The 22,409-nt window shown below is 46.8% G+C and carries 23 protein-coding genes; 11 read left to right on the top strand and 12 right to left on the bottom strand.

The annotated features are described in order from the left end of the window. Positions 1-273: 273 nt before the first annotated feature. Positions 274-999, top strand: a complete 726-nt coding sequence (locus tag RIM23_RS31370) for a response regulator (RefSeq protein ID WP_446372518.1) — start codon at positions 274-276, stop codon at positions 997-999. An 88-nt stretch (positions 1,000-1,087) separates the two neighbouring features. Here the strand turns inward: RIM23_RS31370 and RIM23_RS31375 are convergent, their stop codons facing one another. Beyond that, the gene (locus RIM23_RS31375; protein WP_446372570.1) at positions 1,088-1,780 is read right to left on the bottom strand and encodes a C40 family peptidase; all 693 of its coding nucleotides are present in this window, start codon (positions 1,778-1,780) and stop codon (positions 1,088-1,090) included. Positions 1,781-1,817: 37 nt separating this feature from the next. Between RIM23_RS31375 and RIM23_RS31380 the strand changes: the two genes are divergently transcribed. Both RIM23_RS31380 and RIM23_RS31385 read left to right on the top strand, forming a co-directional pair. Beyond that, entirely contained in the window at positions 1,818-2,756 is a 939-nt protein-coding gene (locus tag RIM23_RS31380) for a serine hydrolase (RefSeq protein WP_446372520.1), read from the top strand. A gap of 84 nt (positions 2,757-2,840) precedes the next feature. Then, complete coding sequence (locus RIM23_RS31385) at positions 2,841-3,845, top strand: hypothetical protein (RefSeq protein WP_446372522.1); 1,005 nt, start codon at positions 2,841-2,843, stop codon at positions 3,843-3,845. Positions 3,846-3,932: 87 nt separating this feature from the next. On the opposite strand, the gene RIM23_RS31390 is transcribed toward RIM23_RS31385, so the two are convergent. Further along, complete coding sequence (locus RIM23_RS31390; RefSeq protein WP_446372524.1) at positions 3,933-4,898, bottom strand: phosphoribulokinase; 966 nt, start codon at positions 4,896-4,898, stop codon at positions 3,933-3,935. A gap of 172 nt (positions 4,899-5,070) precedes the next feature. Next, entirely contained in the window at positions 5,071-5,421 is a 351-nt protein-coding gene (locus RIM23_RS31395) for a 4a-hydroxytetrahydrobiopterin dehydratase (RefSeq protein WP_446372526.1), read from the bottom strand. Positions 5,422-5,939: 518 nt separating this feature from the next. Between RIM23_RS31395 and argJ the strand changes: the two genes are divergently transcribed. The 4 genes from argJ to RIM23_RS31415 all read left to right on the top strand — a co-directional run bounded on the left by argJ (position 5,940) and on the right by RIM23_RS31415 (position 9,155). Next, positions 5,940-7,181 carry a bifunctional ornithine acetyltransferase/N-acetylglutamate synthase gene (gene argJ, locus RIM23_RS31400; RefSeq protein WP_446372528.1) on the top strand — a complete coding sequence of 414 codons (1,242 nt, stop codon included), beginning with the start codon at positions 5,940-5,942 and terminating at the stop codon, positions 7,179-7,181. Positions 7,182-7,612: 431 nt separating this feature from the next. Continuing rightward, positions 7,613-8,026: an IS200/IS605 family transposase gene (gene tnpA, locus RIM23_RS31405; protein WP_446336182.1), complete on the top strand. Its 414-nt coding sequence runs from the start codon at positions 7,613-7,615 to the stop codon at positions 8,024-8,026. A 175-nt stretch (positions 8,027-8,201) separates the two neighbouring features. Further along, entirely contained in the window at positions 8,202-8,735 is a 534-nt protein-coding gene (locus RIM23_RS31410; protein ID WP_446372530.1) for an AAA family ATPase, read from the top strand. A 51-nt stretch (positions 8,736-8,786) separates the two neighbouring features. Beyond that, positions 8,787-9,155 (top strand): hypothetical protein, encoded by a 369-nt coding sequence (locus tag RIM23_RS31415; RefSeq protein WP_446372532.1) that lies wholly within the window; start codon positions 8,787-8,789, stop codon positions 9,153-9,155. A 119-nt stretch (positions 9,156-9,274) separates the two neighbouring features. Here RIM23_RS31415 and RIM23_RS31420 read toward each other — a convergent pair whose 3' ends face one another. Further along, a complete protein-coding gene (locus tag RIM23_RS31420; protein WP_446372534.1) occupies positions 9,275-9,898 on the bottom strand; it encodes a class I SAM-dependent methyltransferase in 624 nt (207 codons plus the stop codon). 111 nt (positions 9,899-10,009) lie between these two features. On the opposite strand from RIM23_RS31420, the gene hemH reads away from it, so the two are divergent. Beyond that, positions 10,010-11,173, top strand: coding sequence for a ferrochelatase (gene hemH / locus RIM23_RS31425; RefSeq protein WP_446372536.1), 1,164 nt, complete (start codon positions 10,010-10,012; stop codon positions 11,171-11,173). 196 nt (positions 11,174-11,369) lie between these two features. Here the strand turns inward: hemH and rpsU are convergent, their stop codons facing one another. From rpsU to dapF, 4 genes are all read right to left on the bottom strand, one after another. Beyond that, the gene (rpsU, locus tag RIM23_RS31430; protein WP_006098158.1) at positions 11,370-11,549 is read right to left on the bottom strand and encodes a 30S ribosomal protein S21; all 180 of its coding nucleotides are present in this window, start codon (positions 11,547-11,549) and stop codon (positions 11,370-11,372) included. 404 nt (positions 11,550-11,953) lie between these two features. Then, on the bottom strand, positions 11,954-12,958 hold the full coding sequence (gene dusB / locus RIM23_RS31435; RefSeq protein WP_446372538.1) for a tRNA dihydrouridine synthase DusB: 1,005 nt from the start codon (positions 12,956-12,958) through the stop codon (positions 11,954-11,956). A gap of 76 nt (positions 12,959-13,034) precedes the next feature. Then, entirely contained in the window at positions 13,035-14,090 is a 1,056-nt protein-coding gene (locus RIM23_RS31440) for a cyclase family protein (RefSeq protein ID WP_446372540.1), read from the bottom strand. 140 nt (positions 14,091-14,230) lie between these two features. Continuing rightward, positions 14,231-15,070 (bottom strand): diaminopimelate epimerase, encoded by an 840-nt coding sequence (dapF, locus tag RIM23_RS31445; RefSeq protein WP_446372542.1) that lies wholly within the window; start codon positions 15,068-15,070, stop codon positions 14,231-14,233. Positions 15,071-15,097: 27 nt separating this feature from the next. On the opposite strand from dapF, the gene RIM23_RS31450 reads away from it, so the two are divergent. Further along, entirely contained in the window at positions 15,098-15,409 is a 312-nt protein-coding gene (locus RIM23_RS31450; RefSeq protein WP_446372544.1) for an Hfq-related RNA-binding protein, read from the top strand. Positions 15,410-15,415: 6 nt separating this feature from the next. On the opposite strand, the gene RIM23_RS31455 is transcribed toward RIM23_RS31450, so the two are convergent. From RIM23_RS31455 to RIM23_RS31465, 3 genes are all read right to left on the bottom strand, one after another. Next, positions 15,416-17,722 (bottom strand): cation:proton antiporter domain-containing protein, encoded by a 2,307-nt coding sequence (locus tag RIM23_RS31455; RefSeq protein ID WP_446372546.1) that lies wholly within the window; start codon positions 17,720-17,722, stop codon positions 15,416-15,418. A gap of 159 nt (positions 17,723-17,881) precedes the next feature. Further along, a complete protein-coding gene (locus tag RIM23_RS31460; RefSeq protein ID WP_446372548.1) occupies positions 17,882-18,364 on the bottom strand; it encodes a hypothetical protein in 483 nt (160 codons plus the stop codon). A gap of 4 nt (positions 18,365-18,368) precedes the next feature. Further along, positions 18,369-19,667 (bottom strand): AAA family ATPase, encoded by a 1,299-nt coding sequence (locus RIM23_RS31465; RefSeq protein WP_446372550.1) that lies wholly within the window; start codon positions 19,665-19,667, stop codon positions 18,369-18,371. A 127-nt stretch (positions 19,668-19,794) separates the two neighbouring features. Here RIM23_RS31465 and RIM23_RS31470 point away from each other — a divergent pair, with 127 nt between their 5' ends. Together RIM23_RS31470 and RIM23_RS31475 are read left to right on the top strand one after the other, a co-directional pair. Then, entirely contained in the window at positions 19,795-20,757 is a 963-nt protein-coding gene (locus RIM23_RS31470; RefSeq protein ID WP_446372552.1) for a M23 family metallopeptidase, read from the top strand. Between the two features lie 123 nt (positions 20,758-20,880). Continuing rightward, a complete protein-coding gene (locus RIM23_RS31475) occupies positions 20,881-21,432 on the top strand; it encodes a late competence development ComFB family protein (RefSeq protein ID WP_446358807.1) in 552 nt (183 codons plus the stop codon). Positions 21,433-21,543: 111 nt separating this feature from the next. Here the strand turns inward: RIM23_RS31475 and RIM23_RS31480 are convergent, their stop codons facing one another. Continuing rightward, positions 21,544-22,290: a L,D-transpeptidase gene (locus tag RIM23_RS31480; protein WP_446372554.1), complete on the bottom strand. Its 747-nt coding sequence runs from the start codon at positions 22,288-22,290 to the stop codon at positions 21,544-21,546. Positions 22,291-22,409: the final 119 nt, after the last annotated feature.

A 22,409-nucleotide genomic window follows, 5' to 3' on the forward strand; every position in this document is an offset into this window, starting at 1 on the left:
TGTATCTTGGCTTAATTGTCAAATCAAGGGGTAATTAAACCAACCGGCAAGTTGTGCGATCGCTCTTTCTACTGTCCTGCTCTAAAAGCCTTGAGCTAAAGGCTATATGTCGGCACATTTTCCCATGATAAAACTATACCATAAAATCCGGCGATCGCCTGCTGAAACTGCAATTTTGTGAAGGGTGATCAGAAATATAGGAGAAATGGGTACACTTAGTTTAATCTGCGCTAGTCGCACGAAAGCCTTCCCCCAGTCAGCAGGTTGTCATTAATGAATACCGTTTTAGTTGTTGAAGATTCTCTCAGCCAGCGGGAATGTGTTTCTCAGCAGTTAACGTGGAGTGGGTGGAATGTCATTCAAGCCAGTGATGGTGTAGAAGCACTCCGGCAAATTCAGAACAATTCTCCCGATTTAGTGCTATTAGATCTGATCATTCCCCGGATTGACGGCTACAGAGTTTGTCGTCTAATCAAGGCAAATCCCCACACCCAGAATATTCCTGTAGTTCTTCTAACCGGAAAAGGACAGCATTTAGCCCTTTCCTACGGTATCAAACATGCCGAGGCGTATGTCGGTAAACCTTGGCAACCGAGAGAATTGTTGGATACCCTGAAACGAGTATTGCTCGATACGAAAAAAGAACCGCAAACGGCTTCTGCTGATGCTTGGACAGACTATGGTATTCTAATTTTCAAGATAATTCAACTCTATGAATGTCGCGTCCAACCGTGGACAGAGTATGGTTCCGAAATTATTAAACTCTATGAAAAGGCTTTGGCGGCGTTCGAGCAAGCCTTGATAATTGAACCGGAACACATCCTAGCCAATCATTATCGCTTAATGGCTGAAAAAAACTGGAATAGTTTACAGGAAAAACTAGAACAATCTCAACCCTGTAAAGTTTGCCCGTATTATCATGGCACAGATGGAATTAACTGTGCCGTCCATCCCTGGGGACGCCCTGGAGAATTTTGCCTAGATTGGGAATTAAGTTAGTCGTAGTTTGTAGTAGGCACTTTATTGTCTGAATGCTTTACTTTTAAGCACTAAAGTGCTTACTACAGACATTAAAAAAATAATCATATCACGGGCAATAACTGACAACGACCCGCCCTGCTCCCCTAAACTGCTGATAATACGTTTGACTAACTTTATCCCCTTGATCCGAAAGCCGATCAATCCCAATACCATTACGACCTTGTTCTTTCCCCGAACTGTGAATATAATAGCCATCACCTAAAAAAAGACCCAGATGATTAATTTTCTCAGGTGTGCCAAAGAAAACCAGATCACCCGCATCTAATTCCAGCAAAGGAATCGATTGAGTAAACGCCTGCTGCTGATAGGAATCTCTCGGTAACCAAATTCCCGACGCCGCAAACGCTGTTTGCATCAATCCTGAACAATCGTAATTAGGTCCAACTGTCCCCCCCCAGAGGTAATAATTAGACTGCTGCATCGCGTTCTTCGTAAACGCAATAACCGCCGGGAGTCGTGCTTGGATTTGAGTGCGGGAGAGTGCGATCGCGTGATAGGGTTGAGGGGCGATTTCCAGTTGAGTGATATCCTCAACTCGTAACCAGGCTCCATACCCATCCTCACATAACCGCACCTGTATAGCCTGTTCCCTCGTTGTGGATAATACCGATTGCAAATACCGTCCAGCCGCCGCTTGAGTCGCTAAACTAGCACAAGTGGGAGAATCATAAAGATTTAAATTAACACGGCAACGGTACTCACCATGTTTTAATTCAGATAATTCTTGGAATACAACCATATTGGCAAGAGTTGACACAACTCGTTGAGACCCGATTATGACATTCTTTCGTAAGGACGACCAACTCGAAAAAATTGGCACAGAGATTCTCGACGCCACCTGGTTAGAGTTTCCTGGATTCGCCCGCAATCAAATCGCTCTCACCTGGATTGTCTATGATCCCCCCATCCCCGTAAATACAGGAGGGGCGCTTTCTGCTGATGAATTTTGGAAATATCCAGTCCGAGGCTTTAGTTATCGGGGTGTTGAGCGAATTTACCCAGCAGATTTGGTTGCTCTATTTTATCTGGTAGCCATCCAAGAATGGTTAGAAACCTCCATGGTTGGACAATCCGATGAACTGAATCGAGGGATTCAGAATATGATTGTTGATTCTAGCCATGATGCATTAAGTTTAGTCGTCGATGTTTTGAGTGGGACAACCAGTGGTCCAGAGTTAACCCCAGGTCCGTTGGAAACCTGGAAACTACAACGTAACATCGTTAATCGTTACTTTCAATCTCTCGGTTGGCAAGACTTAGAATCAATTAACGTCAATCAAAAAACCTGGAGTGATGGACCCTATGGTCGGGAACGGCGATTTATGGGAACATTGATGGAAAATCGGAATATGTTAACCACGAATGCCACAGCACGGCTACTCCATAGTATCGTTGGTGGCGTGGCGGTTTCTGGAGTGCGATCGCAATTGATGATGAGCCTGCTAAAACGCAACCTGAACCCAGCCACTCTCCAGGATAACCCCCATAATCAGATTACAGGATTCTTAGGCGGTGGTCTTCCACCAGAGGCTCAGTTATGGTCTAAATCCGGGTATTCAACCCCAGTGCGACATGATGCGGCTTACATTGAGATCCCGTCAATCTTACCCTATCTACTGGTTGTATTTACTCAAAGCAAAACTCATAGTCAAAATCAAGACCTTCTCCCTTTTATTTCTCAAAAGGTCGTAAACGCAATGAGTATATTGACTTAGTGGCTAGGAAAGGGCAATCCTAGACAATATAAGCAAATCGGCTTTGCTAATTTCAACCTTTGAATTTTCTGTTGAGGAGTGACCTTGAAACATCATCTTTTACGCTCCACTACTTACGGCGTGGGTTTAGGGATAGTCGCCATGGGTAACCATGGGTTACCCGTTAACGCTCAAGTATCCAGTCAGGGCGGATCATTGACTCGCTTAGAATCCATCGCGGCTGAGGTACGCACCGAGGGGACGGGATCACCCGCCAATGCTTGGGTTAACCGATTAACGGGTGATCCCGCACTGACTCAGGGTGCGGTCAATCTTCCGGCTGAGTCTTCACTCTCACAAGCTACACCCATACCCAGTGCTACTGTAGAATCGCCGACTCCTTCTGTGTCGTGGAGTAAAGGACTCCCCAGCAATCCAGCAGCAACCCAGAGTTCGGTAAATCCCAGGGTTTCGGAAGCTCAAGCCTCATCTCTAAAGAGTTTCATTCGTCTTGACGATGCTCTCGCAACTCAACCTGTCCCCCAAACCCTAACCTCATCGGCTGATTTGCTGACCCTACATCCGACTCAGGACTCAGAAATCGTGTTAAATGAATCACAGACTCTCGCTCAAACCGATCTGGATATCCGTCGGGGAACTGATCGGGTTCCCAATTATGTGGGGGTTGGTGTCAACATTGGTTTAACCGAAGGTGACAATGACAATAACGCTAACAATGATGGTGGTGAGACGGGTTTAGGGGATGCTGGTTTTGTGATAAACGGCAAAATCGGATTGTCTCGTAACCTATCCCTGCGACCTGGTGTGATAATTGGCGATGATGCCGTCTTTATGGTACCGCTCACTTACGACTTTATCATTCCTCGCGTCGATCCCTTTGAACCCGTCCGCTTCGCCCCGTTTTTAGGCGGGGGTATCGCCTTGTCAACGGATGCGGATGATAACATCGGATTCTTACTCACTGGGGGTGTGGATGTACCCTTGTCGCGATCGTTTGTAGCCAATGGGTCAATCAATATTGGTTTTATCGAAGATCAGACCGATGTCGGTATCATCCTCGGCGTAGGTTACACCTTTGCTGATTTCTAATTAAGTATCTGTAGGGGCGACCTGCTTGCATAAATTAACAACACCACTCCACTCAATTGGGTCGGGTCGCCCTCTATTCAAACCGAGTTAAGTTAAAGCGGGTTCACTGGACTGATAAATATGAGCGGCTTTGAGCATGTGATAGGTAATCAACAGTTGGGTTAAAGCTAGGGGATAACTCTGGAGTATTTCCCCTGTTGTTCCCGTCACCTTACCGATATCAGGATCACCTTCTAATGTGCAGTATTTACCCAAGTAAGGAATTTCGCTACATAAAATCCGTTCTAATTCCCGTACCTGTTCCTCTGTCGCATGACCATCGATTTCCAGAACATCTACAGGTTTACCCATATCTCGGTCTAATTCTAGACGAATCGCTGTACTTAGATGGGATTTGCTGGGACTCAGGAGTCGGGTAAAGTCTGGATGGGGAATCGTCGGTCTGAGGACTAACCGCACATTTAGCATTAAATCACTCTGTTCCTCAGATAACTCGTCAGGGGGATAGAAGCTGACCACCATATCTGACCACCTACGCTGGGGACGGATAAATTCTTCAGAATCCACTTCCCGTTTTCTCAACTGTTCGAGTACCTGTTCCTCCGTATATCCCCGCTTGCGCGTATCCCGCTTAATCTTCCACTCACTCCGCAGAGATTCTGGTGGTGCTAAAAAGACCTTGACATCGAAGCACTCACGCGCTAAGCGAGTAGAATAACCGAGTAATCCTTCAACAATGACAAATCGGCGGGGTTGAATGTACTCCGGTGGTTCAAAGGTACCGGTGTTGTGGTTGTAAATAGGTTTGAGAATCGATTGTCCAGTTCGCAGCAGACTCAGATGCTGCTGCATGATATCCAAATAGTTACAGTCAGGATGGAGGGCTGAAATCGCTTTTTGCGCTCGTTGCTGGCGATCATAGCGGTGGTAATCATCTGTGCAGAGGATTGTGACTTCATCTTCGCCCAATATTTGTGCAATTCCTCGTGTTAGCGTTGTTTTGCCAGCAGCGCTATCACCGACAATACCGAGGATAATAGGGCGATGAGTCATAAGTTTTCGATGATTATAAAATTAGGGAACTCCTGATTCGTCTCATTCTAGGGGGGAAGGGAGTATTTTGTCATTTGTCATTCATTCGGGAATTGGGTAAGGTATACTTTTGAGTTAAATCACAACTGTTCCATCTCCCCAATCTCCCCCATCTTCCCCATCTCCCGGCACCTCAGTCCGCCATCTCACTGGCAATATCATCCGTCTTTGCCGCCATGATAAAGTCGTTTTTGTGTAAGCCGGAGATCGCGTGAGTCCACCAGGTTACAGTGACTTTACCATATTCGGTTAAAATAGCGGGGTGATGTCCTTGTTCCTCGGCAATTTCACCAACACGGTCGGTAAAGGTAAGCGCTGTTTTGAAATCGGGAAATTCATAAGAGCGTTCTAAGCGGGCTTCCCCTTGTGGCTGAATTAGGTTCCAGTCGGGAATTTCCGGTTTAAGTTGGGCGATCTCTTCTTGGCTAACGGGGGATGAATTCTTGGTGCAAGCTTCGCATTTTTGTTGGTTTAATTGAGCCATAGTGATTATCCTTCTGATTTTCCTCACTTTCACATTTTAAACTGGGTCAGAACATCTATCTTAGGAGGAATGGCACTGAAATAAACAGTGTGAGATCACCAAAACCTTTGATATACCGTAGGGTGGGCATTGCCCACCAGCATACCAGGAGCGTGACATTCATCTTAGGAGGAATGGCACTGAGTTAAGGCTTGCTCCTAAGCCCTGAAGTGCTGATGATACGAAGTGTACCGACTACGAACCTAGGCTAGGTTCTCCAAAAATTAAAAAAAAGGGGGTGACACCCCTAAATCCAAAAATGATATAGTGTGATAGATAGATGCACCCTGATAATTGGGAGAGTCCTTTGAGTGGCTCTCTTTTTTATTTGTCCTTAGTCTAGGACATCCTCTCAAGGCTCAATCAAAGACTGTATGACAGACTTACAGCAGAAAAGGCGAAATTCATCGATTACTGACCCCCTGAGAGTTGATATAATCGCTACTCGAACTACTATTACGGGTTAAGGGGGAAGCATCATGTCAGATTGGCAGGAAATTACAGGTGGCGTCACAGCACCGAGAGGATATCGAGCATCTGGAATAGTGGCTGGACTTAAGCCTTCAGGGCTGCCGGATTTGGCATTGATTATGTCTGATGTGGAGGCGATCGCAGCCGGAGTCTTTACTCTAAATCAGGTTTGTGCTGCACCAGTTACCTATTGTCGTCAGCGTTTACATTCAAAAGCCAGCGCTCGTGCTATTTTAGTGAATTCGGGTCAGGCGAATGCGGCAACAGGGGAAGCGGGATGGCAGGATGCTTTGGACTGTGCTAAAGCATTGGCACAAGCCCTGAACATTTCTCCAGAGTCTATATTATTAGGCTCCACTGGTGTGATTGGAAAGCGTATTCCCATGGATACCCTGATCGCCGGAATTCCCCAACTGGTGGAATCAGCATCAGAAGTGGGTTCCGATGCTGCCGCCCAAGCGATTATTACCACAGATTTAGTGACAAAATCCATTGCCTTGGAAACCACCATTGACGATCGCCCAGTACGGATTGGTGGAATTGCCAAGGGTTCAGGGATGATTCACCCGAATATGGCAACGCTGCTGGCATTTGTTACCTGTGATGCGGTGGTTTCTACACCTTTATGGCAAAAAATGTTAAGTCGGGCAGCGGATAAAAGCTTTAATCAAATTACCGTCGATGGGGATACCAGTACCAACGATACCCTCATTGCTTTGGCGAATGGTCAATCTCGCACCTCAGCGATTACGGAAATGGGACCTCATGCCCAAAAGTTAGAAGCGATGCTGACAGGGGTATGTCAACATTTAGCCAAGGCGATCGCACGGGATGGCGAAGGGGCGACTTGTTTGATGGAAGTACAAGTCACAGGCGCACCCAATGATCAAGCGGCGCGTCAAATTGCCCGGACAATTGCGGGTTCATCCCTGGTTAAATCTGCCATATTTGGTCGTGATCCGAATTGGGGGAGAATTGCAGGTGCGGCGGGGCGTGCAGGTGTCCCTTTTTCCCAGGAAGCGCTGCGGATTCAGATGGGGGATTTTGTGCTAATGGACAAGGGTCAACCCTTACCCTTTGACCGAGATGCAGCGAGTGCTTATTTGAAAAATGCCGCAAGTGGGGCGTATTTGAAAGAGGATACTGTTTTAATTTCGGTCAGTATTGGCAATGAGCCGGGTACGGGTCAGGCGTGGGGCTGTGATTTGAGTTATGACTATGTGAAGATTAATGCTGAGTATACGACGTGAGGGCGATGGTTCGGTTTGAGGTGATGGTTCGGCTTGAGGTGATGGTTCGGTTCAGGGGGCGATGGTTCGGTTCAGGGGGCGATTAAAATCGCTTCTACACAAACAAAGTCCGCCTGCGCGGACTGGGTTATAACGGCGATACCTAATCCAAATGTGGTATCAAACCCACCGGAGTTTACCCTTGAGTGAAGCAAAGGGCGGGTTCAAGTGATTTGAGTTATGACTATGTGAAGATTAATGCCGAGTATACGACGTGAGGGCGATGGTTCGGTTTGAGGTGATGGTTCGGTTCAGGGGGCGATTGAAATCGCTTCTACACAAACAAAGTCCGCCTGCGCGGACTGAGTTATAACGGGGATACCTAATCCAAATGTGGTATCAAACCCACCGAAGTTTACCCTTGAGCGAAGCAAAGGGCGGGTTCAAGAAATATGAGGTCTAATTTCACGCAGTTATATCTTCATTGTGTTTGGGCAACTTGGGATAGATTGCCTTTGATTACGAGCGATATCCAGGAGGCAGTTTATGCAGCAATTATTGGAGAATGCCAACAGCTAAAATGTACGGTTATTGCCTTGGGCGGTATTGAAGATCATGTACATCTACTAATAAGTTTTCCCCCTACTCTAGCGGTTTCCAACTTAATCAAACAAGTTAAAGGAAGTTCTTCTCATTTAGTTACCCATGAAATCAAGCCAGGGGAATTCTTCAAATGGCAAGGCAGCTACGGCGCATTCAGTGTTAGCCATGATAATCTTGATCAGGTAGCTAACTACATCAGAAATCAGCCGCTTCACCATCGCCAGAAATCAATAATTTCTACTTGGGAATTAATGGCTAACTGATTAATTAAATCATTCCTAGTAGTTATAAATCGCGTTTATATGTAAAAACCTGCTTCTATTGGTTTCCGATAAAGTACAAGCTTTAAGTCCGCGAAGGCGGACTTTGTTTGTGTAGCTGCGAATTCCATTCGCCCAGCTTGTTTAATTGTTTCTTGACGATGCTAAGAACTTGGTCATGTTTCACAGTCAACGCATCTCCATTATCGGCACATCAGGTTGCGGCAAAACTACCCTAGCCCGCCAACTCTGCCAACGTCTTGCCATTCCCCATATTGAACTTGACGCCCTTCACTGGGAAGCAAATTGGACAGAAGTCCCGACTAATACATTCCGCCAACGGGTGGAACAATCTCTTAAGTGCGATCGCTGGATTGTTGATGGCAACTATAGCCAAGTGCGGGATATGATCTGGAGTCGCGCCGATACAGTCATTTGGCTTGACTACAGCCTATTAGTAATTATGACACGATTAGTGCGGCGAACATGGCGGCGAGTTGTCCAGCAAGAAGAACTCTGGAATGGCAATCGCGAAACTTGGACACTCACATTCAGCCGGGACTCTATTCTCCTATGGGCGCTGCAAACCTATCAAAAACGACGCCAAGAGTATCCTATTTTATTGAATCAATCCGCTTACGCCCATCTCAACCTTGTCCATCTCAAATCCCCCAGGCAAACATATACTTGGTTGTCGAATTTGGCAACATAGAAAGTGGGATAAGCTTATTCGCGATCGCTCTATCACTATCCTTAAATAATCATGCTTAAAAAAGTTGGTATAATCTGCCTAGCATTCCTTATCGGAATTCTTGTCTTTCCCCCTTTAACTTCCGCCCAATCCACCGCCGCTTTAGCCTCACGCCTCTCTCGCCTAGAAACCGAGAATTTCCAGTTGCGATCGCAAATCAACCGCATCGAGTCTCAGCTTGCTACCTTAACTCGGCAAGTTCCCAGCCCAAATCGCCCTCTCAACCCCCCAACGCCAGCACCATCAGTCCCTCCCAGAACCCCACCGCGAGTGTTATCATCTGATCCAATGTTTGACCGACTAGCCACCCTAGTCATCGAACTCAAGGAACGGATTCAAGACTTAGAAGCCCAAGTCGCTGAACTCCAGGAAAAATTATAATTGATTGGGGCGGGTTTAGTTATATTGGGGTCAGGTCAGGGCGGGTTTTGCACAAACGTTATTATCCATAGCCAAACGAAAGTCCCTAAACCCGCCCCTACAAACCATGCTTTTCGTACTCACTTTTTCGCCTGAATCACCTGCAAACTTCCCCCCGCATACAGACGCTGTTCACAGGATGTAAACCCTGTCTGCTTCAGCAATCCCACCAAATCCGTCTCCAATAACTGCCAAGCCGTTTCCGTTTCAAATAACCACAGAAACAGGGCGACTCCCGGTATAAATAAAACATTAGTCGGCTTGTGGAAATCCACCAACGTAAACACACCACCGGGTTTGAGCACCCGATACACTTCCTTGAGAATTTGCTGCAACACTGACGGCGGCATCTCATGTAGTGCTACACTGGTATGCACCAAATCAAACTGATTCTCGCCAAACGGCATATCCTCGGCAAAGGCTTCTACATACTTAGCTTGAGGTACATTATTTTCGGCACGTTGCAGTGATAAGGGTGAAACATCTAGTCCCGTGACATTCTGGGAATACTCCACCAGAAAGCGGGTAGCCTGACCCCCGCCACAACACAAGTCTAACACTTGCGTTTCTGAATCAATTGTTAAACCTTGCAAAGGCAGATGGTGGAATCGCCGTTCTCCACCCACGCTTGTGGCGGCTAATCGAGAAATGGTGTCATAGAGCCACTGATACTTATAACTTAACGGTCTTAATATGGTTGCCATGGTTCTGCTAGGATCAAGATTCTAGATTTTTTCCGGAAAACTCAGACCATTACCAGCATATATTGTTAAAATCAGTAACAAATATGAAATATTTGGAATGCCGTGATCGCTATGGGTCGTGTTGGGGTATTATTACTTAACTTAGGTGGACCGGATAATTTAGAGGATGTCCGCCCCTTTCTGTTTAATCTATTTGCCGATCCCGAAATTATTCGCCTGCCCTTTTCCTGGCTGCAAAAGCCCCTGGCTTGGTTAATCTCGACAATGCGGGCAAAGAAGTCGCAAGAGAATTACCGCCAAATTGGTGGGGGTTCCCCTCTGCGGCACATCACTGAAGCCCAAGCCCAAGCTTTACAGGAGAAGTTAAAGCAGCAGGGGCAAGAGGCGAATATCTATGTAGGTATGCGTTACTGGCATCCCTTCACCCAAGAAGCGCTAGCCTATGCCAAACGCGATGGCATTGAACAATTAGTTATTTTACCCCTATACCCGCAATTTTCCATCAGTACCAGTGGTTCCAGTTTCCGGCTTCTGGAACAACTTTGGCAGAATGATGCTAAACTCAACCAAATTGAATACACGGTTATTCCCTCCTGGTATCAAGAACCGGGCTACCTGCAAGCCATGGCGGACTTAATTGATGTGGAACTGCAACGGTTTGATGAGCCTGACGCCGTTCATGTTTTCTTCAGCGCCCATGGTGTTCCGAGTAGCTATGTCACAGAAGCTGGAGACCCCTACCAGCAAGAGATTGAGCATTGCACAGCCCTAATTATGCAGACGCTCAACCGTCCCAACTCTCATACCCTGGCGTATCAAAGCCGGGTGGGACCTGTGGAATGGCTGCAACCCTATACTGAAGACGCATTAAAAGAGTTAGGGAATCAAGGGGTCAAAAACTTGCTAGTTGTCCCGATTAGCTTTGTCTCTGAACATATTGAAACCCTCCAAGAAATTGATATTGAGTATCGGGAAATCGCCGAAGAAGCCGGGATTGACAACTTCCTGCGGGTGCCAGCCCTCAATACCCATCCCGTTTTTATTGAATCCCTCGCCACCTTAGTCGTAGACGCTTTAAACGCGCCGCCACGAACATTTGCTGAAGTTGTACGTCCCAGCAAAAAAGTTAAAATGTATCCTCAAGAACGTTGGGAATGGGGTATGACAACGGCGGCTGAAGTGTGGAATGGTCGTTTGGCGATGATTGGCTTTCTGGCTTTAGTTTTGGAGTTAATTAGTGGTCAAGGACCTCTCCATTTTGTTGGCTTATTATAAAATAAGGGAGCAGGGAACAGAAAAAAGAAGCTGAAGAAAGCCCCAAAAACCGCTAAGCCAACTCAGCAAATAGCGGAATCCCTACCCAAGTGTGCTAGCCGAGTAGGGATGAGGTTAATTTTATGGTTTTTGCGACTAGACAAAACGACACCCCGATGGGGATGTCTGTTTGTATGAAAAGAAATTGAGAAATCTCTTAGCGGACTCTCCGCTTACGCCGTCTAGCCACCGCTTTGCGCTTTTTCTTTTCAATCGGCGTCTCAAAGTGACGCAAGCGCTTCATATCTGCAAAAATTCCTGCTTTGGACACTTGCCGCTTAAATCGGCGCAGCGCTGACTCGATTCCTTCATTTTCGCCTACAACCACTTGGGTCATATTATATCCTCCTTCTAGCGTACAGTAACTAATGGATGATGATCATCATCCAATTCAATCTCTAACAAAATTAGCCTATTGAAACCATCAGCGATGCTCATCACTATGTAACTTCGCTGAGGCGACACTTGCTCGACCAGTGAGTAATTCCAAGGTAACTTGGACGGCTTCACTCATGAAATTAGCACAAACACTTTAACCGTCTTGACAATTATTGGCTGCGATTGACTAACCCTGACACATAAGCATCAACCTAGTCATTTTAGAGGCGACTGGTATCGCTGGACGCAGTTATTTGAATAGTTTAACGACTGCTCCCATAGTAACGATTAGTTCATAAGTAAACAAACCTGTCTCCTTATCCGGTGAGACAGGACTTACCTGGGCTTGCCATCATCCCTAGATTACAACTTCGCGATCGCACTGTCAATCAACGTCACCCCCTGTTCCACAGTATCAATGCGACTCAGCTGATCTCGCAAGTCGCTGGCTCCCACAAAACTTTTAGTATACCACGCTAAATGTTTTCTAGCTTGCTGAATGCCGCGATCGCCTTTATACTCCCATAAAGCCTGTAAGTGTTGCTTAGCACAGGTTAGCCGTTCCGCCGTCGTCGGTGGTGTTAGTCGTTTCCCCGTTTTCAGAAAATGGTCAATTTCTCCCACCAAAAACGGATACCCCAACGTTCCTCGCGAACACATCACCCCATCCGCCCCCGTCTGTTCCAAACATTTCACGGCTGACTCTATCGAGAAAATATCGCCATTAGCAATAACCGGAATAGACAGAATCTGCTTAACCTTACCAATCCACTCCCACTTCGCCTCACCCTTATACCCTTGGGCGCGGGTACGGGCGTGTAAGGTTAGCATTTGCGCCCCCGCATCCTCCATCCGCTTGGCAAAATCGAGGATATTAATTTCATCATCACTCCAGCCAATCCGTGTTTTCACCGTAACCGGGATAGACACCGCCTCCACCACCGCCCGTACAATCGCCACCGCCGTTTCCGGTTCTCGCAGTAAAGATGAACCCCCTCCCTTTTTAGTAATTTTATTCACCGGACATCCCATATTAATATCCACCGTATCCGCACCTTCCGCTACGGCTCTTTGGGCGGCTTCTCCCAGGAAATCGGGGCGACAGTCAAATAACTGGATACTAATCGGCTTTTCATTCGGATCAACATCCATTATTTTGGATAAACCCTGGACATGATGCAATCCGGCTGCATGAACCATTTCCGTATACATCATCGACTCTGGCGCATAGCGGCGCACCAGGCGACGGAAAACCAAATCCGTGACGCCAGACAGAGGAGACTGAAGAACGCGACTTGCAACTTTAAACGAACCAATTTTCAGAGGAGTTGCTAATCGCTGCTGTAATTGAGAACAAAGAACAGTCATACTTGTAGTTGCGCTTAATAAGAAAGCTTGAAACCCTTGCTGTGACAGCATTGTTATTATTGTCTACGTCTCTACACTAATAAATCGCCACTGGATTCCCTGGGGAACCCGTTCCGCCTTTTATCTTTAGCGGTGTAAAAACAAATAAAAATTCGTAGACTTTATCCTCTAATAAGCGAATCACATCTAAATTTTCTATATTAGTAATTCCATGTTTGACCATCCATTCAATATGACAATCAAAAGGACGATTGGGATCTTCTCCAGGAACCGCCTCTGTTCCCCAAGTATCTGAACCAACCATCGCCACTTTCTGCTGAGACAGATAACGACAAGCGGTAATGCCAGGTCCCGGTTCACCCGCGTTAAAAAGGCGACGATTTTTCGCTTTTTGTTCCTCACTCAAGCTATCCCAATCTTTTCCCCAATAGTTTCCATGTCCCGTATGAAAGATAACTACATCTCCCTGTTGAATCGGAGCAATCTTCTGTTTTTTTATAGCTCCTTCGATATCAGCAATCGTAATAATTCCCGGATCATTGGGGTTTCCTTCTTGGGGAATAGGTAAACGTTCGACTCCACGATACCCAGCGATATCTAAGAGAATTCCTCTCGTAACATAGCCATACTCACCAATTTTTTCAACGCCAAGCTTATTTAAGCCATACGGTGTACCAAAGTCCTCCAAAAAGTGACCATTGTAGAAATAGTTGCCCTGAGACGTCTGTACACCAATATGACCTAAACCATCAAACTGAGTACCAATTTGCCCCAGTTCTGTCAAGACATATTCTTCGTTATAAACAATATCATTATCCCCTAATGGTCCTCCAGAGGGTAATCCTGGTATAATTAATTTCCAAGTCCGCTCGCCAAAAGCAGGTGCATCACTTTGATAAACTTTTCCTAATGTTGCTACCTTCCCTAATTTGACCAGCTTCATCGATTCCAATACTTTTTGACTAGTAATCCAATTAATCGAGCCAATTTGGTCACCTTGTCCAAAGCTTGATGGTGACCACCTTTCAATTAAAGGCATTTCATTCGCCCAATTAACCAAGGGAAAACTACAAATAATCACAATGGTTACGACAATTAGGGTAAATACACGTAGGAATTGATTAACTTTCATACTCTTCAATTGATACTGAGCATTACTGACTTAAACTCGGTTTGTCATTGCGCTATCTTTGCCAGAAACACTGGCATCGCCGACAATAAACCATAAAGTTGCTTGGGCGAATTTTTCCGCAAGCCTCTAAGCGATCGCAATCACTCGATTCTACCTGTAAACACTCGCTGCGCCGGCCCAGTCATGTAAACTCGTTGATCAACCTCTGACCATTCAATATCCAAACAGCCACCAGGAAGTTCCACCGTACAGGTGCGATCGCACTTTCCAGTCAATACCCCGGCAACCACCGCCGCACAAGCCCCCGTACCACAAGCTAAAGTAGCTCCAGCCCCCCGTTCCCATACGCGCATCTTGATATAATCTGGGCGCACAATTTGAATAAATTCGGTATTTGTCCGTTTGGGAAAAGCTGAATGATGCTCGAACTTCGGACCAATACTTTCCAAAGGAATAGCCGTCACTTCTTCCACAAACGTAATACAGTGAGGATTGCCCATGCTCACACAAGTGACCTGCCAAACCTTCCCCCTGACATCTAAGGGAACATCAATCACCTTTTGATCAGCTTGAGCCAAGGTTGTCGGGATTTGAGATGCCAAAAGCTGAGGCATACCCATATTCACCTTAACTTTGCCATTTCCTTCCAGTTTTGGCGTAATTACCCCAGCTAAAGTATGAATCCGGTACTCCGTTGAATCGGTGACTCCCTGTAAATCGGCTAAAAACTGAGCCAAACAACGAATCCCATTGCCACACATTTCCGGTTCTGAGCCATCCGCGTTGAAAATCCGCATACTATAGTCAGTACCCTCAAGTCCTGGTAGGGCAAAAATCACACCATCAGCACCGATGCCAAAGTTGCGATCGCACCACTGCACGGCTTGCTCTGAAGTGATTAGCGGGTCTGGCTTTGACCGATTATCAATCAGAATGAAGTCATTCCCTAAACCGTGGTACTTTGTAAATTCAATCGCCATTATCGTCTCCAGCTTAACCATCTAATTATGAGTGAATTGTCCACCAATCTACCTAGTGTTCGTCAAGTTCAAAGCTTGATTCGAGACGCCCAAGAGGTTGAACTCAAACTCATGACAAATGAAATCTTCATGGGCAGACTGCGCTGGCAAGATCAATCCTGCATCTGTCTTCTGGATGAACAGGAGCAGCCGATTATTATCTGGCAACATGCGATCGCCTATATCAAGCCTAAGGGAGGCGGTGGCGTAAATCGATCCCTCCAAGTACGCCAAGAGTCTGCCGTGGCGAGTTCCCAAACGGCAGAGGGTGCTGAAAATCCCTTTGAATTTGCCGAATAGTCAGAATCAGCTAACATCATGAATTTGTGGATGAACCGGGACATCAGCGACACTACTATCAGGCAGTGGCGTTAACCAGTCCTGTAATTGATTTAGCGGATAACTTCCGCCACACAATAATAGGTGATCTTGCTCTTGGATTTCGGCATTCCCATCGGGAAAAGGGATAAACCTCCCTTCTCGGCGGATTGCTTGCACCTGAATCCCATATTGACGCCGCCAATGGAGTTGGGACAGAGTTTTGCCATGGGCGGGGCTTTCTGGAGGTATCAACACCCACTGACAGGGACTGCTGGTGGCAGGATTTGTCATTTCTCCCTTTGCCAATTTCTTAAACGCAGACAGTTCATCGGGTTCACCCACCGCCAAAAGGCGATCGCCTTCCTCCAGAGTCGCCCCAGAATCGGGATAATCGATTTCCTCTCCTTCAACCCGACGAATCGCCACCAAGCTAACCCCAGTCAAACGGCGAATATCGGCTTGTTCTAACGTCATACCCGTCAGCGGAGAATCCTCTGGCAAGTCATACCACTTACTATTCATCATCTCAGCCGCTGCCCGCAAATCTCGGGCAATCTGAGACTGAGGTTGTTCCGGGCGCAAATCCAGATAATGAGAACTGCGAATTTTCTCCATTTCCTGCTGAATTACCCAATTGGGTACACCAATTCCTGACATCAAATGCGTCGCTAACTCCAAAGACGCCTCAAACTCTGGTTGCACCACCTCTCGCGCCCCCAGTTGGTACAAAAGTTCGATATCCCGATCCTTATTCGCCCGCACGACGATATCTAAATTCGGGTTTAATTCTAGCGATCGCTTTAAACATAACCGACTACTCATGGCATCAGACAAAACAATCACCATAGATTTTGCCCGTTCTACCCCAGCTTTATCCAAAACATGTAAACTAGCCGCATTACCGTAAACATAAGGAATTCCCGCGTCTCGTAATTGCCCAATCACCTGCTCTGACTGCTCAACCACCAAAATCGGATAATTATGTTCCTGCATCAGTCGCACCAGATTGCGTCCGCTGCGCCCGTACCCACAAATCACAACATGGTCTTTTAGCTGTTGGCTATTTACGGATACGTCTTTGGGAGCATCCTTATGTTCAAAATACCGTTTTAAGGGTGGGAAGTTCTCTAATCCGTTCAACGCCAAGGGGGTTAATCGTAACAGAAACGGTGTCACAATTAACGTCACCGCCGTTGTTCCTAAAATTAAAAGATACACCGGGCGAGAAACCAGTCCCAAGGTTTGCCCTTCACTAGCTAACACAAAGGAAAATTCTCCAATTTGAGCTAACCCCAGACCTGCCAGAATTGCCGTTTTTAAGGGATAGCCAAATAGTTTAACGATTGGTGTTATAATTAAAGACTTACCCACCGAAACCAGCAAGACCAATCCCAAAATTAATTCCAGGTTATTCCACAGGAAAATAGGATCAATTAGCATCCCAATCGCCGCAAAAAATAGGGCAGCAAAGACATCCCGCAGGGGTTCGACATAAGTTAGGGTTTGATCGGCATATTCCACCTCGGAAATCATTAACCCCGCGACAAACGCCCCCATTTCAATCGAAAGTCCCAACTCTTCCGTCAACAGGGCAATTCCCATACATAAACCCACAACTCCGAGTAAAAATAACTCTCGGCTTTCAGTACGGGCAAGGAATCGTAATAACGAAGGAATCAACCATATCCCTACAGCAATGGCACCCGCTGCAAATAGACCAATTTTCAATAGGGCAAGTCCCACGGCTATGCCAATCACTTCAGTGGGTTGGTCTAAAGCCGGGAGTACCGCCAACATTAACCCCAATGCCAAGTCTTGCACCACCAAAATGCCTAGCATCACCTGCCCGTGGGGGGTTTCGGTTTCGTTGCGTTCCATCAAGCATTTGAGAACCACCGCCGTGGACGACAACGACAAAATTCCTCCCAAAAACACACCTTGGGCGGGAGACGTGACCCAACCCATACCCAAAGATACTAATGTGGTGACTAAGATAGTCAGGACGATCTGGAGTCCACCACCACCTAAGGCAATCTTTTGTACTTTTTTTAGTTCCGCCAGGGAAAACTCCACCCCTAGGGCAAAGAGCAAAAATGCCACACCTAACTGAGCCAGGGTTTCAATTTGGATCACCTCTTTAATCAGACCCAAACCCGCAGGACCGACAATCATCCCCCCGACGATATAGCCCAAGAGCGGGGGTTGACGGCATGAGGATGCCAAAAGTCCGCCAGCCGCTGCTGACGCCAGAACAGATACGAAGTCGATAATCAGTCGGAAGTCTTCTTGCACCGGTGCGTTATAAAAATTAAAGTGCTATATCCTTCTAGGATACAAATTTTCTTAAGATTTCCAACATTTTGTTAACTCCAGCAACATTCTGTGTTAGAAAACCGGGTTTGGAGTCAACGGGCGGATCGAGCCATTCCTCGTCACTCGGCGACCTTCACCCTATCTAGGTTGTTGGTAATAGCTCTGTAAATCGCTATCGAGAGACCAGATGAAAACTTCACTCATCTGAAAACGGTCACAAGCCTTATCAAATTCCCGAATAATACTCAAATCCCCAAAACTTGTTCCTTCGGGTTTGTTAGGAGCTTTGTTCCTACCCGCAAAATCGGGGAACTCATCAATCCAGGAGAGAATCTCTTTCATATCGGGAAAAACGACAGGTCGCCAAGGTGCTTCACCAGAAAATGCGGCTTTAACAGCAACAACAAATCGTTGAGCTGTGGTTCGACGAATGTTGCCATCACCATTCTGAGCAATGTGATTGCCTGTTTCAACGATTGTCACCATGGGTAAGAGAAAGGTACATCCAGCCTCCGCAAAAGTCTTAAAATCGTCAGTTACTTCTTCCTTTGATGCATTGCAGTTGGGGACATCTAGCAAGTTAAGAAATATGCTGGTATCAATCAGGCAAACGCTGCTCATTCCCCTACCCCTGCAAACGAGCAAGCCAATCCATTGCTCGCTGTTTTCGTTCCTCAGGAGTGTGCGGTGATTTAATAAATCGATCAACGACTCCAGTTGTGACCAACTGCCCCAGTGGACCTTGAGATACGAGACCCGGAAATTCATCCATATCTCCGAGTCTGATCAGACGGCTATTTCCGTCCTGTGGATCACGAAAACAGAAGACAACATCTCCGAGGGCGCGATCAGGCAAAGCATCCATCAGCGCTGGGTTATGGGTGGACAGGAGTACCCGCAAGTTACGGCGCTCAGCGATTGCCCGAATACTGGCGAGTAAATGTTCAGCTCTGGTAGGATGAACGCCATTGTCGATTTCCTCAATAACCACTAGGCTCCCTTCAGTGGCAGAAAGCATAGCCGCAGCAATTGCCAGTACCCGTAAGGTTCCATCCGATAACAAGGCTGCCTCACAAGGGCGCTCGATGTTCCCAAATGTCTCTGTGAGGCTTACCATTACTTCATCCCTCGGTCCAATCAAAAAATCCAACCCGGAAATTGCCTGTTCTGGGAGACTCTGGATAAAATCTAAAATTGCCTGTTGATTGCTAGCATTACCTTCCCATAACCGAAATAGTACGCTAGAAAGATTGCTGCCATCCCCTTGCAATCGCTTATCCGTCTTGAAGCCATACTCGCGCATTCTTGCCGGAATGGGATCGAGAAACAGAATGTTCTCCAACACACGTTGATACTTACGGACGATTTCTGGAATAACCTGTTGAGACTTTTTGTGCTTAGCATTAAAACTAGCAGGGCTGTCCAATTGAACGAATATCGCCATCTGATCGCTACAGGTGATGTGGGGCTTATTTCGTCCTCTGGCAAAGTTGTTATAAGCCACATCAACATCCGTTCCCATACCCTGAGAAGGTCTATCCAAATCGTAGAGTACTTGATCTGAGGCTCCAGTTATTCGCTCACTACTGATATGTAGATCGCCATCCCGAACAGTGAGAGTCAGGGTGAGTTCGTTCCATTCAGTCCGATCGAGGTGGCAACCGATAGTAAAACTTGATTCTTCTTGATCACATAGATCGCTGATCCGACCTCGAACAATGCGATCAGAACGGTTTGTCTCATATCGAATGCTGGAAAGTTTTTTCCCTTGAGCCAGCCAGGACAGAAAGCGCAAACCTTCTAATGCATTACTTTTGCCAGAAGCATTTGCACCAATTAGGACAGTCAGCGACCCAAGGGGTAGTCGTCCTTCACGGTAACTTTTGAAATTTGCCAGAGTGAACTCAGATAGGATAGCTCTCATTTGACATCCTCTTAATAAACTGGCATTTCCAGATATCATGTATTTTAGTTCAACGGTTGGAACTTACCCCTTGAGTGCCATCGCCTTATTTTGTGGTAACAGTTTGAATTGAGGTTCAAGACGCTAAATGGTTGAAGACATTGAAACAGCCAGACTCAACACCCAGGGTTCAGGAATTCCCAGTCAACCGCCTCTAGTCACTCCGCGAGATTTCCTTGCCAAACCATGGGGGATCAAAGGACGGTGGACTACAGCGTTAACTGTAGGTATAGCGACAGTTTTGGCGATCAAGAGTCAAGGTGCGATCGCGCTGCAAGTGCGAGTAACCCCAGAAAGTCCACAGTTAGGGGATACGCTGTCTGTGATGATTGAAACTCAAACCACGACTCAACCGCCAAGGGTGTCCATCGGGCAAAAAACCTATCCCACCTTTTCTGTCGCCACTAATCGCTATCGCGCCTTACTCCCAACCAGTCCTCTGGATAAACCTGGAAGTCTGCAAGTTCAAGTGACTGGGGATGGTGAGGTGAGGAACCTGGCTGTATCCCTGAGAAATCGTTCGTTTCCTACCCAACGCATCCGACTATCAGGTAGCGCCAACCGATCCGCCACGGAACTAGAACTGAATCGGGTGGCTGAGTTTAAAACATTGGTGACGTCCCAAAAGTTCTGGAATGGACCTTTGCTTAAACCTAACGCGGGTCGAGTGTCTACGGTGTTTGGCGTGCGTCGTTATTATAACGGAGTATTCGCTGAGGATTATTATCATCGAGGCGTTGACTACGCCGCCGGGACAGGTTCGCCTGTCGTTGCACCCGCAGCCGGACGAGTGGCGTTAGTGGGACGAGAATCCGAGGGGTTTCAGGTGCATGGCAATACAGTAGGAATTGACCATGGTCAAGGAGTATTGAGTATTATGCTGCACCTCAATCAGATCGACGTTCAACAAGGAGATTTTGTCCAAGCTGGTCAAATAATTGGTACAGTGGGATCAACAGGGGCTTCTACCGGACCGCATTTGCACTGGGGACTGTATGTTCATGGCATTGCCGTAGATCCAGTTCCCTGGAGATTTGAAGGCATCGACTAAAACAGTGTTTAAGTTTTCTTGAAATTTTTGGGCATCTTATGCACTTATAGGTTTTGTTTAAGGTAAACTCTGGTAAGTCTCCCTTTGATTCGGGCTACTAATGGGCAACACAATCCAACTACCATGAGTATTGAAAAAATCGTAGAACAAGCTCTGCAAGATGGTTACTTAACCCCAGTCATGGAAACTGAGGTTGGACGTATTTGTGATACAGCATCAGAGCTTTCGATCGAAGAATATATGGCGTTGGATCGCCTGATGGGAGCGCTGTTGACGGGTGAAGTTGTCGCCGTTCCTCGCAAGCAGTTTATTAACGTGATGGAGGAATTGGTACTCACCGAAGCGATCGCGCAAGTGGCGGAAATTGAAGCAACCACGGACCAAGTGCTGGATGTGGGTGATATCGCCGCCTATGCTCTGAATCGACTCCCCCCTCTGTATGCTACGACAGAAGAAGGGGCAAAATACCAACGTCAACGAGCCAAAGAAGAACTTCAAGAGTTGATTACTCAGCAAGTTAATACCGCGATCACACAAAATCTGCATCGACCTGATTTTGGCTCTGAACGCCAAGCGATTCGTAGAAGTAGCGGCAAAGATTTGTTCCAGCAGGTGAGTTCCTTACTCCAAGATTACGCCCCCAACTTTGAACCCAAATCTGATCTCAAAAGTTAATAGAGACGCAGGGAAGCAGGGGGAGCATGTAGAGACGCGCCATGGCGCGTCTGGGAGTAGGGGGAGGATGTCAATCCGTTCCCTAACGAATGACCAATGACCAATGACGAATCATTTCCGCACCAAGACAGGTGTTCCGACTTGAATTTGTTCGTACAATGCCTGAATATCAGTATTTCGCATCCGTAAGCAGCCGTGAGAAATTGGCTTACCCACGAGATCTTCATCATTAGTGCCATGAAAGCCAATCTGATGGTGTTCGTCAGACCAAAATCCAATCCAGCGATCGCCTAAGGGATTATCCTGTCCTGTCGGGATTAAATCACCAGTAATGGGTTGTCGCCAGATGGGATTACGCTGCTTGCGGAGAACCTTGAAGCTGCCTGTCGGTGTTTCCCAACCGGGTTGACCCACAGCAACCGGATAGCTAGCGAGTTCTTGCTCCCCCCAGTAACTATACACCTTGGCATCACTCAAATCCACTACTAAGCGTACATTCAGAGCGGCTATTGCCTGATTCAGATGGGGAGTCAGGGGTAATGCTTGTGCGATCGCGTTTCGCCCCGATGAAGCTGGATGAGGTAAAATTAATCCGGCTAAGGGAACAGGCGCATCTACTCCCCATCCCCAATCAAGCGTCATTCGCTTTCTCATCCATTCACCGTACTTCCCTGATAGCTGGGGCGAATCCAAGTCACTCTCATCCTCTCCATCCAGAAATGTCCTCTGAACCGATTGGGCAATCTCAGAGGGGAGTGGTATCGATTGACTTTGTTGCCACGCCACTGACAATAATAATCCTGCTGCTCCAAAGCAAAGCAGCATCAAGCTAGTTTTGAGTGAGAAGGTTCCGCCCATAATTACTTAGGAGGCTATCACACCGGGACAAGTTTAACCTATCAAAACCACTTTAAACTTGACAGGAAAAACCGCCAAACCCTTTTTTCCGGATAGGATGTCTTTCCTCTAGAAGAATG

It is taken from the genome of Coleofasciculus sp. G3-WIS-01, assembly GCF_040223135.1.
Lineage (GTDB): Bacteria > Cyanobacteriota > Cyanobacteriia > Cyanobacteriales > Coleofasciculaceae > Coleofasciculus.